Consider the following 16093-nt stretch of genomic DNA (forward strand, 5'->3'; position numbering starts at 1 on the left):
ATGAGAGAAAAAGGCACCTTGGTGTTCTTCTGCGGCAAGATGGGGGCCGGAAAATCGACTCAAGCCAGGCTTATCGCAACGGAGCAGAATGCGGTATTGTTGTCCGAGGATGAATGGCTGTCATCCTTGTATCCCCAACAAATCGCGTCGTTCGCTGACTACCTCAAATATTCGGCTCAATTGAAGCCCTTGGTTAAAGCCCATGTGCAGCATATCCTGGCGACGGGTACCAATGTGGTGATGGATTTTCCGGCAAATACCCGGGCTCAAAGGCAGTGGTTTCTCGCCTTGGCTGCAGAAATCAAGGCCCAGCATCGACTCGTGTATCTCGATGTGAGCGATGCCCAATGCTTGCAGCAGATTGGTCAAAGACGCACGGAACAACCCGAGAGGGCGGCATTCGATACGGAGGCCATGTTCAAACAGGTGACCCACTATTTTGAAGCCCCGAGTAGCAGTGAAGGGCTGAATATTCTGTAAGGTATCCATGGGGGCCGGATGCCTGCCTGGGTTACTCGCAGATGTCAGTTCACCTATGATGGATTTTCGCCGTTTAACCATGAGCATTGCGGCTATTAGCTGACTTCGAGTGGAGATCAGTATGTTAATGTGGCATGGGTGTCACGGGTGCCTGGGCTGATGACGTCGAAACGGAGGCATAGGCATTAGCTGCCGGCCCCATGAAAATAACCTAACTTCATTAAGGATATCAGGATGGATGAATTTTTAGCCGCCGCGATTGACGAAGCCAAGCAGGGGTTGGCCGAGGGGGGCATTCCTATCGGCTCTGTGTTGGTGCTCGATGGCAAGATTGTCGGCCGCGGTCATAACAGGAGGGTACAGCAAGGCAGCTCGGTGCTGCATGCCGAGATGGATTGCCTGGAAAATGCCGGCCGCCTCAGCGCCGCCGATTACCGCCGGGCAACCTTATATTCCACCCTGTCCCCCTGCGACATGTGCAGCGGTGCCGTGCTCCTCTATGGCATTCCCAGGGTCATAGTCGGCGAGAATGTGACTTTTCAGGGGCCGGAAGCGTATGTTGCATCCCGTGGTGTCGAGGTTACCGTGGTGGATAACCCCGAGTGCAAACACCTGATGGCAAGCTTCATCTCGGCAAACCCGGCGCTGTGGAACGAAGATATAGGGGAGTAATGCGCCCGGCAGCGGGGAGTCGGCAGCGGGGAACCAGGGGCAAAGGGGGAATGAAGGCGTCAGCCCCACTGTGGGCTAACCTCGGCAGCTTCCTATGACCTGGGTATTCCCCTGCTTAAGCTCACTGTGCTCGCCAGCCTGGGATGAACAGTATTGGCTAACCAATTCGCACCGGAATTGGTTATAGTAGGCTCATCTGAATGCCTGATCTCTGGGGTTTGATTGAAGTCTTTAGTTAATAGATTGTTTTCACTGGAAAATGGCAGTTTAGGGCTTATCTTTTCCGGTGTTATCTATTGCCTTGCCGGTTTCCTCGGGCAAAGCTTACTCAGTTTACAACCGTCAAACATCACCTTGATCTGGCTGCCTTCGGGTATCGCTCTGGTGATGCTGCTCACCTGGCGCCTGAAAGCCCTGGCATACATCTTTTTGGCCAGCCTGGTGGTGAACTCTCCCGGTATGTTTGTGGACGCGGCGCCGCTGAAGTCCCTGATGCATATTTGCGTAGCGGCCCTGGGCGACATGCTCGCGCCGGCACTCGGATTCCTTCTGCTGCAAGCTTTCCTGCCCTCGGGGACGCGTAACGCCAGCGATCTGTTGAAGTTTGTGCTCTTGGCCGGGGTCATCCCGGTTCTGCTCTCCAGTCTGTGGTTATCGGCAAATTTAGCCGCAGGAGACTACATTCCCTGGGCGTCGTTGCCGACCATGGCGCAGCTATTCTTTTTTGCCGATATTCTCGGCATCTTGTTGGTATACCAGATTTATAACGGCTGGCTCGAACCTCAGGCATGGGTTATCGGGCGCTGGCGCCACATAGCGCTTCCCATCATAGGGCTGCCGCTCTTCTATATGGTCGGGATTTACTTGGATCTCGGCTGGCTGTTTTATCTGATCCCGCCCCTGCTGGTGGTGCTGGCCTTCGAACTCACGCGTTTTTACCTCGGACTGCTGAGCAGCCTGTCTTTGTTGTTCATCATCCTGGCGACGGCCCATGGCTTCGGGGTGTTTGTCGGCGAGAGCCAGGCACAAACCAATACCGAGATGATGGCCTTCGTCTTGTCCTGTGCCTTGACCCTCTTCGGCATCTCCCTGCAACACGCCCAGCTGCATAGATCGGAAAGAGACAAGCTGAGTGCCGAGAAAGAGGCGCAGTTGGATCCCTTGTCCGGGTTGTTCAATCGCCGTTCCTTCAAACCTCTGTTGCAAGCGTTGGAGGCGAAAGCCAAGGCGCAGTCGACTTCCGTCTGTGTCGCCATGCTGGACATAGATAATTTTAAAGCCATCAATGACACCCATGGCCACAGCGTTGGTGACAGGGTGATCCAGTCATTGGCACAGATCCTGCGCAATAATTGCCGCAGCGATGATATTGCCGCCCGCCTCGGCGGTGAGGAGTTCGCTCTGGTGCTCGGCGATATAGGCCTGGCACAGGCGCAGCCGGTGCTGGAGCGCATCCGCAGCAGCTTTGTCGACACGCCGATAGCCGTGGCGGGAGACATGATTCACTGCAGCGTCAGCATAGGGCTGGTGGAAAATAGCCAAACGGCGGGGATAGAGTCACTGTTGCAGCTGGCCGATAAGGCGCTGTACCGCGCCAAACGCCAGGGGAAAAACCGCATTGTCTGTTTCGAGGCGCAGTGATGATCGCCAGCCTAACGTAAGCTGCCGGGGCGCATTTCCCCGAGTCAGCAACAGTGTTAATAAAGCCTTAAGCTTGGCCCCATAGATTGCATGGAAATAGCGGATGCTCGATAACGTTTATGCGTCCGGCGCATCATATAAGGAATTAAATTGCGAAAAATCCTCCTGTTGTTGACCTTGGTATCAACCAGTGTCCTATCCCAGCTCGCGCTCGCAGCGCCTTCCCTATCCAATAATGTCCAAAACGATAAAGGTCAGCAGGTTAGCCTCGAAGAGTTTAAGGGCCGGGTTGTGTATCTGGATTTTTGGGCCTCCTGGTGCGGGCCTTGCCGTAAGTCCTTTCCCTGGATGACAAAAATGCATGCCAAGTATCGGGCCCTGGGCTTGGCGGTTGTCGCCGTGAATCTGGATAGTGACAAGGCGCTTGCCGATGCCTTTCTTGCCAAAATGCCAGCCGCATTCAACCTGCGTTTCGATCCCGACGGCGATGTTGCCCACAAGTTTGATTTACAAGGCATGCCCAGCAGCTTCGTGTTTAACAAGCAAGGTGAGCTGGTGCAGACCCATGTTGGCTTTTTCACCGAGCATGCCGATGCCTACGAGAATGAGCTCGTCACCCTATTGAAGGAATAACCCATGAAAAAAACCATATTAGCCCTGGCAGTCATGGCCAGCTTATCCGGCTGCGCCAGCTTTGGGGTCGAGCCCTGGGAGAGGGCTCAGTTGGCCCGTGCCGACATGGCGCTCGACAGCGAGAAAAATGATTTAGCCTTGGACGATCATATTTATTTCAGCAAGGAAGGCAGCAGTGGTGGCCGGGCATTTGCCGGCGGAGGTTGTGGATGCAACTGACCAAGAATCGCAATATCGCCGGTGCCCTGGCCATGGCCAGTTGCAGTTTGGTAGGACAATCAGCCCAAGCCGCCGCGCCTGCTGGCCTACTGGACGACTGGAAAGTCGATGCCGCCATCCTGTATTACGGTGAGCAAAGCCGGGTACAGGCCGTCGAAGCCATTGGCAATGCGCAGAAGGCCTTCGGTGATACATCAGTGCTGGATATCAAGTTGGTCGCCGACAGTCTCACCGGCGCTTCGGCATCGGGCGCTGTGCCACAGGGAGAGAGCCAGACCTTCACCCGCCCTTCGGGCAATGGCCAATATGTGGTCGCTGCCGCCGAGACCCCGCTGGATGACACCTTTCATGACACCCGCGTCCAAGGCAGCCTGAATTGGACCGAGACCCTGTCGCCCGACTGGAAGGCCAATGGCGGCCTCTATGGCTCCAAGGAATTTGACTATATGTCTATGGGCCTCAATGGCGGCATAGAGCGAAGTTTCAACAAAGATAACACCAGCTTATCTTTATCCGGCTCCTACACTTATGATCAGGTGGATCCCGTTGGCGGTCGTCCCGTGGCCTTTTCTGCCATGGCGTTGAGACAGGACTTCGACTCGGATGCGGCCTATAGGGCGGCGTTTGACAAGACCCGCATCGACAGCTCGGACAATAAGCAAACCCTGGATCTCATGCTGGGTGTGACCCAAGTGTTGAACAGCCGCTGGTTAGTGCAAGCCAATTACAGCCTGTCGAGCGTGTCCGGTTACCTGACAGATCCCTACAAGATGCTCAGTCAGGTCGACGGCACAGGCACGACTCAGAGTTATCGCTATGAGCACCGCCCGGATTCCCGGTTGAAGCAGAGTTTCTATCTGCTGGCCAAGGGGGCACTCGACTCTGGGGTGGTGGACTTTTCCTACCGTTTCAGCTCAGACGATTGGGATCTGCAGTCGCACACCCTGGACAGCCATTACCGTTACTATTTCAGCGGCAATGTCTATGGTCAGCTGCATCTGCGTTACTATCAACAGCAAGCGGCCAATTTCTACCGGCCATTTCTCGTGGTCACAGAGGCGTTGCCTGACTATGCCAGCGCGGATTACCGCATAGGGGATATGACGGGCTATACTCTGGGGCTTAAATTCGGTCAGCGGCTCGCGGGCGGGAATGAGATGAGTTTTCGGCTCGAGTACTATCAGCAGAACCCGGAAAACAACGGCACAGAGCTGCTTGGCCAGTTGAATAACTATGACCTCTTCCCCACAGTCAAGGCGGTGGTGGCGCAGTTTGGCTATTCATTCTAGCCCAGTACTCAGGCATTCAGGGAAGACAGGGAAACCCATGAGGAAATTTGCCATTAAGATGTCGCCAAATGCCAGGAAGACTCCAACCATAGGCGCTATTGCCCCCGAGCTTAAGCTGCTTTCGCGGCCATGGGGGTATCTGGGGCAGTTTCGCGCCATGGCGAGCCCCTGCGAGCTGCTGATCGCCAGTCACGACGAGGCGATTGCGCGGCAGATGCTGACGCTGGCCGCCAATGAGGCCCAGCGCATCGAGGCGAAATACAGCCGTTTCATCGAGGGCAACTACCTCTGGCGGCTCAATCACAGCCAGGGGGCCGCAGTCGACATCGATGCCGAGACCCATAGCCTGCTGCAATTTGCCGGACAATGCTTCAGCCTGAGTGATGGCCAATTCGATATCAGCGCCTGTCCCTTGATGGCGCTGTGGCGCTTCGACGCGACGGCCAAAGGGCAAATTCCCGCACAAGATGCCATAGAGGCGGCAAGAAAACGCATAGGTTTCTCAAGGCTGCGCTTGGAAGCACAGAAGTTGCAGCTGCCTGCCGACATGCAGTTGGATTTTGGCGGCATCGCCAAGGAATATGCGGTCGACAGGGTCGCATCCATGCTCGCCGGGGCCTGGCCCAGCTTGTCTGTGTTGGTCAACTTCGGCGGTGATATCGCTTGCCCCATTGCCAAACCCGAGAGCCAGGCACCCTGGCAAATAGGCATAGAGGATCCACAGGCATTGGACAGCGCCGCCGCGGTATTGCAAATACGCCAGGGGGCGCTGGCGACCAGTGGCGATACCCGGCGTTTCATCGAAAAGGCCGGGGTGCGCTATGGCCATATCATAGATCCCGGCAGCGGTTACCCCGTGGTGGGGGCGCCGCGCTCAGTCACAGTGCTTGGCCCCAACTGCGTGACCGCCGGCATGCTGGCGACCATGGCCATGCTCAAGGGTGAACAGGCGGAAGCCTTTTTGGCCGAGCAGCAAGTGTATTTCAAGGTTTTCAGATAGGGCATAGCGTCCTGTCAGCCCCTGTGTTCCCTTAGCGCTTAACGCACAGTTTTGATTGCGCTTCAATGATAGAAGCGCATGCGCGTGCCCGCTGGAATAACAAGTTGAATACTTTACATAACAGCAGCTTGTGATAACCTAGTCGCCTGAATCCAGGTACATATGCTCGTGCGTACCTGTAAAAGGTTGAGTGTTGGCTGGAGCCAGGGATTTCAGGGAGAGAATGTTGACGTCATTGAAGAGAATCACAATTACACTGTTATTTCTGTTGGCTGCAATCGCCTGCTACAGGTTCGGGGCTCCGGTCGCTGGGGCTATATTCCTCTTTTTGGGTGTTATCTTTGAGAGCATATTTTGGGTGTGCTTGTTCAGCCGTCATGGCGCCAGGGCCCAGTAATTACTCTTGGAGCAAACTTAATTTATTTCATCCCCAAGGGCTTGCGCTGGACGGCCTGCGCTGTGGGCGTTGATACGGCTCCCCATGCCACATTGGCTGAGTCAGGTTTACATCATATTATTATTTAAGAACTGTATAGAAGGTAAAATGAAAAAGTATAAATTAATGCTTGGCTCCGCTTTATTAATGGGCCTGTCTGCCTGTACGGTATTTTTAGGTGAACCAGAGGAAAGAGTTGCCAAGTTCAGTGATCTAGAGTTATGCACTGAATTAGCAGACAAAACATATAAATACCATGCCGAGTGGCAATGGGCTATTTCAGATGAAATCAAGAAAAGAGCACTGGATTCATCCGATAGATGCATGTCTTCATACGATACCAGGATGACACGCTTGATGAGAAAGATTAAGGCGAGTCCGATTTCTTTTTCAGAGGCATTGGATAATAAAGGCTAGAAAAATCATAACTATTACATGAATCGTTTGCAGGGCTGATACATAAAAAGCCATGTCTTTTTTCATTGAACCTGATTCTTGATAAATCTGGATAAATCTGGATAAATCTGGATAAATCTGGATAAATTGGGGCGGTATTCTTTCTCGTTAGAGTAAATGGTCCGCTCTATACCTAAGTTTTGGGTGGGTTACCGGATATGCCTCCAGATGATGCAAGTTACTTTTCAATCAGGCACTAGGCTATATTAGCGAGGTTAAGAGCAATTTGAGTCTGCTTCTATCCTGAAGCCGGTCAATGAAGTCGTCATCCGGCATAGTACGCCTGAGCCTAGTTCGCCTGAGCATAAGTGGCCTGAATATAGTTAGTCTGAACATAGTTAGCCTGAGCATAAGTGGCCTGAATATAGTTAGCCAGCGCCGTGAATGTCTGGCTAAGTTCTGCTCACTCGAGCGACTGGTATAGGCAAGCGATTCTCAATCCTCAATCCTCAATCCGTCACAGTATTTCCTGCGATCCCGCGCGCTTTCGGTCTGCTCCAGTGAAGAATGGACTCGGCTTTAGCTTTATGGCGGTGGCGCCAAGCCGTTTGGCGATGGCGGCATAGAGACGCAGGAGGATAAAGCTGTGAAATATATGAGCAGTTGGCTTGAGCGCCCACAGGGTTCGGCTGTGGAGTACGAGAATGCGCAGCAGCGGATCCTGGAAGTGTTCGGTCAATGGCAAACGCCCGACAATCTCACCACAGAGTTGTTTGTGGTGCGGGTCGAGCTTGAGGCGATAGCCTGAAGGGCCGGTGACAGCTTGGCAGTAACAAAAACGGCACCCAGTGGGTGCCGTTTCATTTCAGTGGCCAGCCATGGCCTTATTCAGGCTTAGAGCACGCCGCGGCGCATCTGATCGCGTTCGATAGACTCGAACAATGCCTTGAAGTTGCCTTCGCCGAAGCCCAGGTTATTCTTGCGCTGGATGATTTCGATGAAGATAGGGCCGAACAGGTTCTTGGTGAAGATCTGCAATAAATAGCCCGACTCGTCACCGTCCACCAGGATCTGGTGGTGCTTGATGCGCTCCCTGTCTTCTGTCACCTGTGGCAGTTTGTCGAAGATGGTGTCGTAGTACTCAGGGATGATGTCCAGACACTCGATCGAGGTGCCTTCCATCGCATCCAGTGAGGCCACTATGTCACGGGTTCTGAAGGCCAGATGTTGTACCCCTGGACCATTGTATTCATTCAGGTATTCATCGATCTGGTTCTTGTCGTTGCCTTTGCCTTCGTTGATCGGAATGCAGAAGCTGCCGTCCGGAGAGCGCAGGGCGTAGGAGACCAGGGCGGTTTGTACGCCGCTGATGTCGAAGTAGCGCACTTCGGTGAAACCGAAGATGTTCTTGTAGAAGTTGGCCCAGTGTTCCATGGTGCCTTTATAGACATTGTTGGTCAGGTGATCGACTTCCATGAAGCCTTTCTCCTGGGTGATCACCGGCTCGTCCAGATCTTCGAAGTCTGTGGCGTAGATGTTATTGTCGGCGCCGAAGGTATCGATGAAATAGATCAGGCTGTCGCCTATGCCGTAGATCGCCGGGTAAGGCATGTCTGTGCCGGCAGGCTCGGCCGGCTTGGCACCACGCTCTACCGCGGTGTCGAAGGCGAATTGGGCATCTTCGACGCGCCAACCCATGGAGCAGATTGCCGGGCCGTGGGACTTGGCGAACTCGGCCGAGAAGCCTTCGCGGCCCTTGTTGAGCAGGAAGTTAATGTCGTTCTGCTTGTAATACAGAATGTCTTTGTTTTTTGCCTTTTTCAGCAGTGAAAAGCCAAAGTCGATGAAGACCTTGTGCATAAAATCGCTGTCAGGGCTCGCGAATTCGGTAAATTCGATACCTAATAAGCCTAGTGGGTTCTGTTCGCTTGCCATGGTACTTTCCTCATTTCAATTATCGTCTTGCCGGCCATTCTGCGATGACCTTGCGTTGGGATTGAGACTAATCTTCAATCCAGGAACGGTTGTAATCCGGGCTCATGCACTTGTGTACATGTTCGGTCAGTTGCAGCGGGGCGAAGGTATCGACCATCACCGCGTATTCGTAAGTTTCTTTCTTGCCTATGGAGGCCTCGGTGCGACCCGGCTGTGGCCCGTGGGGCACGCCTTTCTGGTGCAGGGTCAGGTAACCCGCTTCTATGCCGGTACGGCTCATGAAGTCGCCATCGACGTAATACAGTACTTCGTCGCTGTCTATGTTGTTATGGTAGTAAGGCGCCGGAATGGATTTGGGATGAAAATCGTAAGGGCGCGGCACGAAGTTACAGATGACGAAGTTGTGGGCGGTAAACACCAGATGATCCGAGGGTGGCAAGTGGATCTGACCTACCTTGGGCGCGTATTCCGTGATGTTGAAGGCCCAGGGATAGACGCAGCCGTCCCAACCGACGAGATCGAAGGGGTGCCATTGCAGCGTCATCTGCTGATACTTGTCGCCGAATTTGCACACCAGCGGGAAGACGCCGGACTCCACCACGGCATCCTGCAGTTCCGGGGTGCGGATGTCACGCTCACAATAGGGCGCAGACTCAAGCAACTGGCCGTATTCGTTGCGGAAATGCTTGGGCACTTCCACCATGGAGAAGGACTCTATGACGAACAGGCGCACGTTGGCGTAATCGCTGAACTTAAGCTGATAGGTGGTGCCGCGGGGGATCACCAGATAGTCCCATTGCTTGACTTCCAGGGTGCCATATTCGCTGTAGAGGGTACCTTGACCCTGATGAACGAACACCACTTCATCGGCATAGGCATTGCGGTAAAACTCGTCCGTGTCCCGGGTCACCTTGGCGGTGTAGAGTGCGAGATCTTTATTGTAAAATATCTTGTTGCGGGCGCTGAAGAAGTTGCCTTCACAGTCGGCGACCCGAGAGTCGAGCTTGTAGTTCTGGATCAGCGGGTCGTCCCAGGCTTCGCCATGACCCAGGGCATAAGGCGCCACTTCCAATGCCTTGGTCGGCATGTTGTGGTGATACTTATTGGAATAAATATTGGAAAAGCCATGGGTGGAGAACAGCTCTTCACGGTAAAGTTCGCCGTTCTCTTTTTCAAACGCGATATGGCGTTTGTGGGGGATCTGCCCTTGTTTCACATAAAATGGCATCTTTGCTGTTCCTCGAACTGGGTCGCTGGTTATCTGTATCGACTCTGGTGTGCGCCTCTGGTGCCGTATCCGCACCACAGAGTTCGCGAAATGAGCCTGTACTCTGATCTATCTCTCAATTTAGTTGCTCAGATGAACAAAAAAAAGAATAATAAATGGTGCATCTCAATCAAAAAATAAGATGGTAATCTTGGCGTTACGGATTTGGCGATAAAAACGCCATAAGTTAATGAATAAGCAGGTGAAACCAAGGGAAGAACATGCGGATCGATGTCGACAGCTTCAAGGTATTGCAGGTGCTGGTGGAGGAGGGCAGTTTCGCCAAGGCCGCTGAGCGGCTGCATAAGGCGCAATCCGCCGTCAGCTACCAGGTAAAAAAGCTCGAAGAACACCTGGGAGTACAGTTGTTCAACCGTGAGCAATACCGTGCCGAATTGACGCCCGAGGGTCAGGTGATCCTGGCCGAGGGCCAAAGGTTGTTGCAACATCTGGCCAATATAGAACATCTGGCGAGCCGCTTCAGCGAGGGCTGGGAGCCTAAGTTGGAGCTGGTGATCGACGGTGCCTTGCCGATGGAACCCATAATGACGGCACTCAAGCGCATGGCCGAGCATAAGATCCCCACCAAGATCCAGCTCAACATGGAGTTCCTCGGCGGGGTGCAGCACAGGTTCGAGCGCGACAACGCCGATCTCATGTTGGTGAAAGACTATCGCACCGGCCCCTATTATCATCCCCAGGCGCTGCCGGACATTACCAGCGTGTTGGTGGCGGGCGCAGGCCATCCCCTGACGCAGATGCGTGGCATCAGCCTGGCCGAACTGCAGCAGCATGTGGAGCTGACCATAGACGACTCATCGCCGGTGAAGAGCAACAGGGACGAGCTGCAGTTCGGTGGTGACAAGGTGTTCTATCTCTCCGGTTTCATCATGAAGAAGAACGCCTTGCTCAAGGGGCTGGGCTTCGGCTGGATGCCGGACTTCCTGATCCATGAGGAATTGGCCGAGGGCAGCCTGGTGGAGGTCGATTTCGTCGGTGGCAGTCGCTATCGTTTCACCCCGCAGCTGGTGTCGACCCTGGAGCGGCCACTGGGACGGGCGGGACGCCTGTTCACTGAGCTTATCCTCGAAGAGTTTGCCAAGGCGCAGCCGCTGACGGATCCTGGCCTGGGCTAAACTTGGACTGAGTCTTGGCTGCCGCAAATCGCGGCCGGCAATGAAGGGACGAATTTTTAGGGAAAAGGCGCGGCAGATAAAAAACTTGTCACCATGACATTTTATGTCATAGGCTAAGGGTTCGGCTCGCGACGGATCCAGGTGGATGAAGACAGGGCCAAGTAATTAACCAGCAAGGTGCGCAAGCGCCAAGGAGTGATGATGAGCAGACGTTGCCACGAAGTGGATTATGAGATCAAGGGCCACAGCATGCAGTTGGTGGAAGTGGAGCTGGACCCCAATGAAACTGTGATCGCCGAAGCCGGTGCCATGAATTATATGGAGCAGGACATCAGCTTCGAAGCCAAGATGGGCGATGGCTCTGAGCCAGAGTCGGGTTTCTTCGGCAAGGTGCTGGGGGCCGGCAAGCGGGTACTGACCGGCGAGAGCATCTTCATGACCCATTTCACCAATCAAGGGCAGGCCAAGCGCAGAGTTGCCTTCGCCGCGCCTTATCCCGGCACCATATTGGCTATCGATCTCGCCGAGCATAGAGGAGAACTCATCTGCCAGAAAGACAGTTTCCTGGCCGCGGCGCTGGGCACTAAGGTCAGCATGAAGTTCAACCGCCGTTTGGGAACAGGTTTCTTCGGCGGTGAGGGCTTCATACTCCAGAATCTGCAGGGGGATGGCATGGTATTCGTGCATGCCGGCGGTACCCTGATAAAGAAAGAACTCAAGGGCGAGACCCTGAGGGTCGATACCGGCTGTCTGGTTGGCTTCACCCCGGGGATCGACTACGACATAGCGCGGGCCGGTTCGCTCAAGTCCATGGTGTTCGGCGGTGAGGGCCTGTTCCTGGCGACCCTGTCCGGCCATGGCACCGTATGGCTGCAGAGCCTGCCATTCTCGCGTATGGCGGATCGCATCATAGCCCATGCGCCTTCGAGCGGCGGCAGCGACAGGGGTGAAGGTTCTGTGCTGGGCGGCCTGGGGCGCATGTTGGACGGCCGCTAATAGGACGGCAACTGTTAATTGATAACACAGTTGTCCGCATAAATGGCACCCAATAAAAAAAAGTCCCCATAACTCATGAGTTAGGGGACTTTTTTATTGCTCATGCGCATCAGTGGTGGCCGAGGATCTCCAGGATCTCCCGGGTGTCGGCATGGAGCCTGAACCAGGTACCTTCGATATCCAGGGTAATGCTGCCATCTTGTCCCACGGGGACCCGCACCTGGCCGCGGTCATAGAGATCCTGCTCCAGGGTATCGCCCCTGTGGTACTTCTTCTGCCAGCCCGGCGGCAGGGGTTCGCCCCTGGCGAGTTTTTTCTGTAGCCCGGGCGGCAACGCCTTGCCTTTCTTGTCATGGTCGTCGTGTTTGGCCAATGCGCTCTGACTGGCGAGCAGGGTGAAGGCCGCAGTGGCGAGTATCAGTATCTTGCTGTTCATCTTATGCTCCTGTTGTCTCATGGTGCGCTGGCTCTGCCGCCATGTGGCAGATAAATTGCCATTCGTCTGCGGTGACCGGCTGAATACTGAGTCTGGCACCTTTCTTGACTAAATACATCTCGGCCAGCGCGGGTGTGGCCTTGATCTCACTCAGGCTGATGTTACGGTCGAATTTTTTAACGAAGCCGATATCGACACTGAGCCAGCGTGGCTTCTCCGGGCTGGATTTGGGATCATGGTAGGCCGAATCCGGGTCGAAGGCGCTGGCATCCGTGTAGGCTGTCGAGGTGACTCTGGCTATGCCCACTATCCCGGGCACCTTGCAGCTGGAGTGATAGAAAAACACCTCATCGCCCACTTGTATGGCGTCACGGATGAAGTTGCGCGCCTGGTAGTTGCGTATGCCTTGCCAGGGTTCGGCCTGCGGCGCCTTGGCGTGTAAATCATCGATACTGAACTCATGGGGTTCAGATTTCATCAACCAGTAGTTCATCGTCTGTCCTGCTGTGGGGAACTGCGGCTATTGTCCCGGTGAGCGAGGCCGAACTCAAGGCGTTTTTTGCCTGCTTGCGGGCGAGTCCCTGTCCGGTTAAGTTCAGGTTCAGCCTGGGAACGCTTGCGGATGTTGGGTGAGAATACCCTGGCCAGCGGATTGCCGCTCCCCGGGGCACCCCGTCTTTAGTCTAATGCCTTGGGGTTTTACTTGTGATCCGGGCCCGGCTTTCGTTAGATTGGGTCAATAATAAGAAATCAGTCAGCATGGAGGCCCAATGTCTATTTCAGTTCCACAATCACAATCACAATCACAATCACAGCCACAGTCACAATCACAGCCCTCACAACCACAGCGTATGTCAGGGACCGCCCCGGCCGTTGCCGAGTCACGGTTTCCCTTGAGTCAGAGCCTGTATTCCGGCAGCAGCGCCGGGGCGCTGACCGAACTGACCATAGGCCAATATTTCGATCGCATCGCCGAAGAGCATGCCGACAGGCTGGCGCTGGTGGTGCCGCATCAGGACATACGCTGGAGTTACCGCCAATACAGGCAACGGGTCGATGCCCTGGCAACGGGCCTGTTGGCGCTTGGCATAGCACCGGGCGACAGGGTGGGGATCTGGTCGCCCAACAAGGTCGAGTGGTGCCTGACCCAATTCGCCACCGCCAAGATAGGCGCCATCATGGTGTGCATCAACCCCGCCTATCGCCCGGAAGAATTGCACTATGCGCTGGACAACGTCGGCTGCCGGGCCATCATCTGCGCCGACAGCTTCAAGTCGAGCAACTATCTGCAGATGCTCTATGAGCTCTTGCCCGAGTTGAGGCAGTGCCAGCCGGGGAGACTCGAGGCCAAGGCCTTGCCCAAGCTGGAGATGGTGATCCGCACTGGAGCCGACGCCTCGGCCGGGATGCTGAATTTCGATGCCGTGACCCGCCTTGGGGGTGAGTCCGAATACCTGCGCCTGGCCGAGATAGCGCTCCGGCTCAAGAGTGAAGATGCCATCAATATCCAATTCACCTCGGGCACCACGGGCAACCCCAAGGGGGCGACCCTGTCCCACAGGAACATACTCAACAATGGCCTCCTGGTGAGCGAGGCCATGAACCTGAGCTGTGAAGATAAAATTTGCATTCCCGTGCCCCTGTATCATTGCTTCGGCATGGTGCTGGGCAGCCTGGTGTGCCTGGCCAAGGGCGCGGCGGCGGTATTTCCCGGGGAGTCGTTCGATGCCCGCACCACGCTGGAAGTGGTCCAGCGGGAGCGCTGCACCGGCCTGCATGGGGTGCCGACCATGTTTATCGCCGAGCTGGAACTGCCGGACTTTGCCGATTACGACCTATCCAGCCTGCGCACCGGCATCATGGCCGGCGCCACCTGCCCGGAAGAAGTGATGATTCGGGTACAAGATCTCATGTACATGCGTGAGGTGCTCATAGGTTATGGCCAGACGGAATGCAGCCCGATCAATAACATGACCGAAATCGATTCGCCGCTGGAGAAGCGGGTCTGCACCGTGGGGCGCGCGTTGGCGCATACCGAGGTCAAGATAGTCGATGAGCTGGGCGAGACAGTGCCCCTGGGCCAGCCGGGCGAGGTGTGCAGCCGTGGTTATGGGGTGATGCTGGGCTATTGGAATGACCCGGTCAAGACGGCGGAGACCATAGATGCACAGGCCTGGTTGCACTCGGGGGACTTGGGGGAAATGGACGCGCAGGGTTATGTTAAAATCGTCGGCCGTATCAAGGACATGATCATCCGCGGTGGCGAGAATATCTACCCGAGGGAAATTGAAGAGAAACTCTACCGTCATCCGGATATTCAGGATGCCGCCGTGTTCGGGGTACAGAGCGACAAATACGGCGAGGAGGTCTGTGCCTGGATCAAGACCCGCCCCGGCAGTGAGCTGAGCGAGGATGAGGTGCGGCATTTCCTCACCGAGAAGATTTCCTACTTCAAGGTACCCAGGTACATCAAGTTTGTCGAGGCCTATCCCATGACGGTCACAGGCAAGATCCAGAAGTTCAGGATGCGTGAACTCATGTACCAGGAGCTGCACCGGGCGATTAACGCCTGATGCTAAATTGCCTCCAATCAATCTGTTAGCTTTGCGGGACAGGGCGCATCCGCCGCTGTCCCGGCGAAAGTTCCGCTATACTCAGCTGTGATTTACTCAAGATGGGACTCGCCTCGGGGCGGTCGCCTAAGCCTGTTGCCAATCAGCCGAGGAGCTAAACTATGCCGGCCAAGTCAGCCATGACCCAGACTCTGTTTGCCCGCCTGCTCGAGTCGATGCGACGCTGCGCCTGGCTCATGCTCTGTCTGGTACCCCAGCTGCAGGCCGAGGTGCTGCATTTGACCTCTTTACACTGGCCGCCTTACTCGAGTCAGAACCTGGCCAATCAGGGGGCGGTCGTGGCCGTGGTCAGGGCAGCGGTCGAGGCCATGGGCCATGAGCTGGAGGTGGATTTCTACCCCTGGAGCCGGGCCATCAAGCTGGCCAATATGCCCAATGCCCAATACGTGGGTTACTTCCCCGAGTACGGCTTTAAAACCGATAAATACCTGTTCTCCTCGTCCCTGGGCAGCAGCCCTCTGGGACTGGTCGAGCAGAGGTTGCACCCCATAAGCTGGGTGCAGCTCAGGGATCTGAATCAATATACCCTGGGGGTGGTGAGAGATTATGTGAATACCGAAGAGCTGGACGCCATGATCTCGGCCGGTGTCCAGAAAGTGGAGTTTTCCAGTTCGGATGAACACAATGTCAGGAAGGTGGCCGCCGCCAGGGTCGATGCCGCGGTGATCGATGTGCATGTGCTCAATTATATTCTCAAGCAGGGTGGCTTCGAGGGCCTGGCCAGTCGCCTGCAGGTTAACCGGCGCCTGCTGGCCGACAAGCAGCTCTATATCGCCTTCCAGAATAGCGCGCAAGGTCGGCGCTGGCGGGCAATAACAGATGCCGGGTTGCAGAAGATCGATGTTGCCAAAATTCTGCATGACAACCTCGGCCAGACCCCTTGAGTCAGGCATTGGGCTTGCCGTCATGTCATAAATTTGTCGT

Annotated in this window: 17 protein-coding genes; 13 read left to right on the plus strand and 4 right to left on the minus strand. The window is 55.2% G+C overall.

The annotated features are described in order from the left end of the window. From HC757_RS00380 to HC757_RS00420, 9 genes are all read left to right on the plus strand, one after another. Positions 1-480 carry a P-loop nucleotide/nucleoside kinase family protein gene (locus HC757_RS00380; protein WP_169562287.1) on the plus strand — a complete coding sequence of 160 codons (480 nt, stop codon included), beginning with the start codon at positions 1-3 and terminating at the stop codon, positions 478-480. A gap of 234 nt (positions 481-714) precedes the next feature. Then, positions 715-1152: a nucleoside deaminase gene (locus HC757_RS00385; protein ID WP_169562288.1), complete on the plus strand. Its 438-nt coding sequence runs from the start codon at positions 715-717 to the stop codon at positions 1150-1152. 222 nt (positions 1153-1374) lie between these two features. Next, the gene (locus tag HC757_RS00390; protein ID WP_169562289.1) at positions 1375-2793 is read left to right on the plus strand and encodes a sensor domain-containing diguanylate cyclase; all 1419 of its coding nucleotides are present in this window, start codon (positions 1375-1377) and stop codon (positions 2791-2793) included. Between the two features lie 150 nt (positions 2794-2943). Next, complete coding sequence (locus HC757_RS00395) at positions 2944-3426, plus strand: TlpA family protein disulfide reductase (RefSeq protein WP_169562290.1); 483 nt, start codon at positions 2944-2946, stop codon at positions 3424-3426. Positions 3427-3429: 3 nt separating this feature from the next. Beyond that, positions 3430-3645, plus strand: a complete 216-nt coding sequence (locus tag HC757_RS00400; protein ID WP_169562291.1) for a DUF4266 domain-containing protein — start codon at positions 3430-3432, stop codon at positions 3643-3645. After that, positions 3636-4934: a DUF3570 domain-containing protein gene (locus HC757_RS00405; protein ID WP_169562292.1), complete on the plus strand. Its 1299-nt coding sequence runs from the start codon at positions 3636-3638 to the stop codon at positions 4932-4934. The genes HC757_RS00400 and HC757_RS00405 overlap by 10 nt, the downstream gene beginning before the upstream one ends. Positions 4935-4992: 58 nt before the next feature. Then, complete coding sequence (locus HC757_RS00410) at positions 4993-5934, plus strand: FAD:protein FMN transferase (protein ID WP_425313940.1); 942 nt, start codon at positions 4993-4995, stop codon at positions 5932-5934. A 544-nt stretch (positions 5935-6478) separates the two neighbouring features. Beyond that, complete coding sequence (locus HC757_RS00415) at positions 6479-6787, plus strand: hypothetical protein (protein WP_169562293.1); 309 nt, start codon at positions 6479-6481, stop codon at positions 6785-6787. Positions 6788-7412: 625 nt separating this feature from the next. Further along, complete coding sequence (locus HC757_RS00420) at positions 7413-7574, plus strand: DUF3303 family protein (protein WP_211164213.1); 162 nt, start codon at positions 7413-7415, stop codon at positions 7572-7574. An 86-nt stretch (positions 7575-7660) separates the two neighbouring features. On the opposite strand, the gene hppD is transcribed toward HC757_RS00420, so the two are convergent. Both hppD and HC757_RS00430 read right to left on the minus strand, forming a co-directional pair. Beyond that, entirely contained in the window at positions 7661-8701 is a 1041-nt protein-coding gene (gene hppD, locus HC757_RS00425) for a 4-hydroxyphenylpyruvate dioxygenase (protein WP_169562294.1), read from the minus strand. 67 nt (positions 8702-8768) lie between these two features. Continuing rightward, complete coding sequence (locus HC757_RS00430; protein ID WP_169562295.1) at positions 8769-9929, minus strand: homogentisate 1,2-dioxygenase; 1161 nt, start codon at positions 9927-9929, stop codon at positions 8769-8771. 260 nt (positions 9930-10189) lie between these two features. On the opposite strand from HC757_RS00430, the gene HC757_RS00435 reads away from it, so the two are divergent. After that, a complete protein-coding gene (locus HC757_RS00435; RefSeq protein WP_169562296.1) occupies positions 10190-11104 on the plus strand; it encodes a LysR family transcriptional regulator in 915 nt (304 codons plus the stop codon). Between the two features lie 201 nt (positions 11105-11305). Continuing rightward, positions 11306-12100: a TIGR00266 family protein gene (locus HC757_RS00440; protein WP_169562297.1), complete on the plus strand. Its 795-nt coding sequence runs from the start codon at positions 11306-11308 to the stop codon at positions 12098-12100. A gap of 109 nt (positions 12101-12209) precedes the next feature. Here HC757_RS00440 and HC757_RS00445 read toward each other — a convergent pair whose 3' ends face one another. Beyond that, the gene (locus HC757_RS00445) at positions 12210-12536 is read right to left on the minus strand and encodes a hypothetical protein (protein WP_169562298.1); all 327 of its coding nucleotides are present in this window, start codon (positions 12534-12536) and stop codon (positions 12210-12212) included. 1 nt (position 12537) lies between these two features. Continuing rightward, positions 12538-13029 (minus strand): EVE domain-containing protein, encoded by a 492-nt coding sequence (locus HC757_RS00450; protein WP_169562299.1) that lies wholly within the window; start codon positions 13027-13029, stop codon positions 12538-12540. A 358-nt stretch (positions 13030-13387) separates the two neighbouring features. Here HC757_RS00450 and HC757_RS00455 point away from each other — a divergent pair, with 358 nt between their 5' ends. After that, the gene (locus HC757_RS00455) at positions 13388-15109 is read left to right on the plus strand and encodes an AMP-binding protein (RefSeq protein ID WP_169562300.1); all 1722 of its coding nucleotides are present in this window, start codon (positions 13388-13390) and stop codon (positions 15107-15109) included. A gap of 215 nt (positions 15110-15324) precedes the next feature. Continuing rightward, positions 15325-16053, plus strand: coding sequence for a transporter substrate-binding domain-containing protein (locus HC757_RS00460; RefSeq protein WP_169562789.1), 729 nt, complete (start codon positions 15325-15327; stop codon positions 16051-16053). Positions 16054-16093: the final 40 nt, after the last annotated feature.

It is taken from the genome of Shewanella salipaludis (assembly GCF_012911865.1).
GTDB lineage: Bacteria > Pseudomonadota > Gammaproteobacteria > Enterobacterales > Shewanellaceae > Shewanella > Shewanella salipaludis.